This window comes from Alphaproteobacteria bacterium (genome assembly GCA_019695395.1).
GTDB lineage: Bacteria > Pseudomonadota > Alphaproteobacteria > JAEUKQ01 > JAIBAD01 > JAIBAD01.
The window spans coordinates 1-5,461 of sequence record JAIBAD010000065.1; the positions used below are offsets into that span (position 1 = coordinate 1).

The following is a 5,461-nucleotide window of genomic DNA, read 5'->3' on the forward strand; positions in this document are numbered from 1 at the left end:
ATAAACCACTTTTTATATAAAAAGTGGTTTATATTTTTTTAAATATTGTATAAATCTAAAAATTAATTTTATTTATTTTGTATAAAATTAATTTTAATAAATTTAATAACTAAATCATTTGTTTTTACTAGCTTTAGTGTATTTAGAAATAGAATGTCTATTTCTAGGAAAGAGATGATTATGGTTAAAAAACGTCATAATATCATTTAAAAAGTAACGTTTTTATTAAAATTAATTCCATTAATATAAAATTATATTTTTTAAACTTTTATTTATTTTAATGTTGACTCCTTTCTCAAATAAGAATAAGCAATAAATATATTTACATAAAAAAAATAATGTTAAAATTATATTTATAGGGAGTAATAAAATGAAATTTTCTAAAATTCTTTTTTTAATGTCTTGTGCTATATCTTTCCACACATATCCAGTTTTAGCCGAAAATACAGTTTGTAACGTCGATAACGTTTGTTCAAGAAATCAGCTTGATACAATCAATATTAATAACATTTCAAACACATCAAAATTACCTAAGCAACAAAAATATATTGAAACGTCAATAAAAGTCGGAGACATTACAACGACCGTACGAACCTATCCAAATGGTGATGTTTTTGAAATTACAACTGATGATAAATATGTTGGTAAATTTTCTGCAACCGGTTATACAACCAACAAATCACCAGCTGGCCAATCTCTAATCAACAATGCTGAAAAAGCAGTTGCTGCAGGTAAAGGAACAAAGATGGGTGGTTTTTTTGGGGATGTCTATACGATAGAGTCTGATAAAGCTTCAGGTACCGTTATTGTCATTGTTAATAATAAAGTCACGGGGAAAGTAGAAATGTTTACACCCCGGGTTATAACAAAGGCTGAATTAGATAAAATTATTGATATGTTCGAAGGTCAAATAAATTTCTTAATCCAAACACCTGTGGCTGAACAAGATATATCTAGTCCTTTTACGTTATCAAAAAATCTCGATAACAATGCTTATAATAATGAAAACAATTCCAGCAGGGATATAGATTATAATCCAAAAGATAGAGAACGTATAAAAGAATCCAGATCTCCATCACTTTCAATAGATTAATCAAAAGCATTCCCCATATTTATTTAAAATATGGGGAAATACTTTAGATCATATTAAATTATCTAAGTGACTTTATCATATTAATATTGGTAACATTATAGCCCAGTTTTTGATAAAGAGCTTGTGCACCGTAATTGCAACTAAATACAGATAAGCCAATATTTATAGCGCCTAAATATTTAGCTTTAGATTCGGCTTGTTCTATTACCTGAGTAGCATATCCTTGAAGACGAATAGGGTTCATCAATAGTAATTTCATAAATGTAAGCATTACTGTTTTCGACAAATAACCAAAGCCAACCTATTCGCTTTTGCTGAACTTCCAGTTTAACTGTAAAAAAATAATGGTTAGGTGTTGTTAATCCTTGGGGTAACAGTTTGGCATATTCTTGCCGTGAACGTTCTAATGCTTCTTCTTTCACCCCATTGCCACTAAGTATTTTATCTGCAGCAAATTCAGGAATAAAAATTCTTAAAAATAAATCAAATTCGGTTCCAGTCATAGGAACAAGGTTAATTAAAGATTTTATCATTATTTAAAAATAGAAAGAAGTAACAAGTAAAAATTAAAATATTGGGTATTTATGTATTTTAAAGCAGTTCACCTATATTTTTACCAATCTTTTTAGTATTGTTGGGTTCCATCTTATTATCATATCAACTAGCAAAAGTAAAATAATTATAATATTGTTTAATAAGGCACCAGCATTAAGATATCTTTACTTAACCAAAAGAAACCAAATCCCTAATTATATTCTTTAGTATACTTACCAGGTAAAAACTTTCTAAATTCTATAAAATGGGTTACAATTAATCATATTAAGGAAAGTAAAATTTTAATCAAATATATCCTTTTAATTATAAAATGATCGAAAAAGAATCAAACCAACCTTTACGCAAAGGATGGACAACAGGTACTTGTGCCACTGCTGCAACTGCGGCAGCATTTCATGCTTTAATAACTGGTCGATTTCCAGATCCAGTGACTGTTATTTTACCCAATGGTCTTAAACCTTCTTTTCCGATTCATGATAAATTTCTATCCGATACATGTGCCAAAGTAGGTATTATTAAAGATGCGGGTGATGATCCTGACGTAACCCATGGGGCCATAATATATTCAACTGTAAAAAGATTGAAATCTGGCCAAGGCATTATTTTTAAGGCAGGCGAAGGTATAGGTACAGTTACTAAACCAGGGTTACCCCTTCAAGTTGGGGAACCCGCTATTAACCCTGTACCACGTCAATTTATGGCAGCGGCTGCTCAGAATTTAGCCTATTTATATAAGACGCATCCTGATATAGAAATTACTTTATCAATACCCAATGGAGAAACTTTAGCCAAATCAACATGGAACAGCAAATTAGGTATTATAGGCGGGTTATCAATTTTGGGAACCACGGGCGTTGTAATACCTTATAGCTGTTCTGCCTGGATTGCATCTATCCATCGTGGTATTGATGTATGTAGGGCCAATAATATAACCCATGCAGCCGCATGCACAGGATCGGTTTCTGAACAAACCATTAAAAAAATTTACCAAATGCCTGATATAGCTTTACTGGATATGGGTGATTTTGTTGGGGGTACACTTAAATATTTACGTAAACATCCCATATCACGATTAACTATCGGTGGCGGATTTGGTAAAATATCAAAACTGGCTGCTGGACATAAAGATCTTCATTCAAAAAGAAGTCAAGTTGACCGTCATTTTTTGGCAAATATTTTAGAAAAACTTGGCGCCCAGCCTTCTTTTCTTAAAAAAATTTTAGAAGCTAATACCGCGGATCAAATTATTCAAGAATCTATTCAAAATCAATTACCGTTGGGTGATTTTATTGCCCGCCAAGCCAAACGTATTTGTCTTGATCTTGTTGATCATCAGCTTAATATTGAAATTATTATTGTGAACCGTACTGGACATATTGTAGGACAAGCCGGATTTTAACAGCCAATTATATGGTACCATCAAAATTATAGTTTTTTTATTATAGCCAAAAGCTATTGATCTATAAAAGTTATATTTCCATTCGTTATAGTTTTTTGCTATCGTCATAAATAATAAAATTTTAATAATAACCGGAAACTATAAGGATAAAAAATGAAAATAAAGACATCTATTTTAGGTGCAGTGATTTTCGCTGCCTTTAATCTTTAAAATGCATCAGCAGAAATTATTATGTGTTCAGGTGGTTATGATACAAATAAAAATGCCTGCGTTGATGCAAAAAACCCATTCGATAAAGCTTTTAAATTATCAGAACAAAATAATTCTGTTCGATTTTCTAATCTTTAATCTCTAACTCCAGCAAAAACAGATTCAATCTGGTTAAATAAATTACAACAAGGATCATCTGTGTTGGGGCCTGTTCACCACGTCCTAAAGCATCTGTTATGTTAGCTCAAGCAACTGCTTCTATGCGACAAGATCTCAATTTCTGTTCACTTTTGTATAAATATTATATAAATTAATAATTTATTAATAAATTTAATTTATACATATCATAAATAATTTTTATAATAAACAATTAAGGATGCAAAAAATGAAACCAACAACTCTCGCTTTATTAAGCGCATTGACCTTATCTATCCTTACCATTCAAGCTGCATCAGCTGCCATTGTTGTCTGCCAACAAGGGTTTGATACCGATAAAGGTGTCTGCGTGGAAGATCTTAACCTTAATATTGAACAAAACCGTTTAAGTGATACTTTTGTTTCAACCAATTCAAAAGCACCATCTGCAGTTGATGTTGCAGCATTTACAGAAACCAGAAAATCACTTGCAGGAAATATCGTTGCTGTTTCCAGACTATATAAAGATGGAAGCACCATTCAATATACCGAAGATACTGGAAAAAAAAGTCCGGGTTTTTCTAATATTAGGGGCGAAAGCAATATTAATTCTGTTTCGGGTAAATCATTGGTAGCGAATGCAGAAGCTGCTTATTCCAAAGGAAACGCAACCAAAACTACATATACTGACAGAAAAACAGGTGAAATGACCGATACATATGAAATTGATCTTAAAAGTGGTGTCGTAGTCATTACCTATAACCATGGAACAGGGGTTGTAACTGTATCTAGCCGTGACAACTTTAACCAAACTGATTTTGATAAAATTCTTGGTGCCTTTGACGGTAATATGACCTTTTTAACTGGCCCTATTACCAAGAAATTTGCACCATCTACACCTGCTGATCAAAAAGCAATGAAAGGATTGGTACGTAGCAATCAAGCCGTAAATGAGCCTGCTCCAACTGTATCAGTTCAAAAAGCAATGAAGGGATTAGGGCGTGGTAATGGTGCCGTTGGTGAAGGTGATGTTTATAATGCCAATGGTAAAGATGGTGCTGGTCTTGGTTCCAAAGATAGAGAACGCGCTAAATCAGAACCTACTTCTGATGATTCTGACGACTAGTAATCTTTCTAAGTCAAAATTTAACTAATAAACTTTTAATAATGCTCTTTGACCCCAATCAAAGGGCATTATTTTTGGTATAACTAGGCTAAAATCATAAAATATCCCTAGCTATAAAAAAAATTAATAATTTATTAATAAATTTAATTTATAGATTATTTACAAATAAACATTCCCGTTTCCTAAAGGATTTTTTAAAATGAAAATAACCACACTAACTTCTATAGCTGTCCTTGCTGCATCTATAGTTTTAACTATACCAACTTCTTATGCTGAAATTTTCTGTGAAGGTGGTTTTGATGATAAAGGTGCTTGTGTTGAAAATATGCCTCAAAATCAACAAAGAGATCCATTTAGATCATCTAATAGACAAAAAACTGTATTAGCTTATAAAGAAACTAGAACAGAATTAAAATTTGGTGAAACCAGGGTAACACGAACTTATAAAGATACCGAAATTACCTATATCGAATATAAGGGAACTTTTAAATCTCTTGATGGTTTGGCCCAAGATACGACTATGTCTGGTAAATCTCTTTTAGCTAATGCAGAAAATGCTTATGCAAATAAAAAAGCCATTAAAACCACAGTTGGTACAGTTGATACATATGAAATTGATCTTGGTAAAGGTTACAATGTAACGGTCACCCATGATAATGTAACAGGTACAGTTGAAATATATAATAATACAAATCTTACCCAAGAGGAACTTGATAAAGTTCTGGGCGCTTTTGATGGCCAGATGACCTTTTTAACTGGATCTTTTGCCAAAAAAACCCCTCTACCCCAATCTTTATCTAAGGGATTAACACGTAGCAATACCTCCGTTGGTGAAGGTAATCTTTACAATGCTAATAATGGTAAAGATGGCGAAAACTGTGCATCAAAATAAAAAGATAGAGTACGAGAAAAAGCAAATCCAGATAAAATTCATTAAATAAAA

General features: G+C 31.9%; 6 protein-coding genes. 4 read left to right on the forward strand and 2 right to left on the reverse strand.

From position 1 onward, the window contains the following. The first annotated feature begins 370 nt into the window (after window positions 1-370). The gene (locus tag K1X44_08695) at window positions 371-1,093 is read left to right on the forward strand and encodes a hypothetical protein (protein ID MBX7147366.1); all 723 of its coding nucleotides are present in this window, start codon (window positions 371-373) and stop codon (window positions 1,091-1,093) included. A gap of 58 nt (window positions 1,094-1,151) precedes the next feature. Here the strand turns inward: K1X44_08695 and K1X44_08700 are convergent, their stop codons facing one another. Both K1X44_08700 and K1X44_08705 read right to left on the reverse strand, forming a co-directional pair. Then, on the reverse strand, window positions 1,152-1,337 hold the full coding sequence (locus tag K1X44_08700; GenBank protein MBX7147367.1) for a GNAT family N-acetyltransferase: 186 nt from the start codon (window positions 1,335-1,337) through the stop codon (window positions 1,152-1,154). Then, window positions 1,279-1,626, reverse strand: coding sequence for a hypothetical protein (locus K1X44_08705; protein MBX7147368.1), 348 nt, complete (start codon window positions 1,624-1,626; stop codon window positions 1,279-1,281). Before K1X44_08705 ends, K1X44_08700 begins: the two co-directional genes overlap by 59 nt. 332 nt (window positions 1,627-1,958) lie before the next feature. Here K1X44_08705 and K1X44_08710 point away from each other — a divergent pair, with 332 nt between their 5' ends. The 3 genes from K1X44_08710 to K1X44_08720 all read left to right on the forward strand — a co-directional run bounded on the left by K1X44_08710 (window position 1,959) and on the right by K1X44_08720 (window position 5,410). Then, entirely contained in the window at window positions 1,959-3,047 is a 1,089-nt protein-coding gene (locus K1X44_08710) for a cobalt-precorrin-5B (C(1))-methyltransferase (protein MBX7147369.1), read from the forward strand. A gap of 595 nt (window positions 3,048-3,642) precedes the next feature. Then, on the forward strand, window positions 3,643-4,518 hold the full coding sequence (locus tag K1X44_08715; GenBank protein MBX7147370.1) for a hypothetical protein: 876 nt from the start codon (window positions 3,643-3,645) through the stop codon (window positions 4,516-4,518). Window positions 4,519-4,717: 199 nt separating this feature from the next. Continuing rightward, complete coding sequence (locus K1X44_08720; GenBank protein MBX7147371.1) at window positions 4,718-5,410, forward strand: hypothetical protein; 693 nt, start codon at window positions 4,718-4,720, stop codon at window positions 5,408-5,410. Window positions 5,411-5,461: the final 51 nt, after the last annotated feature.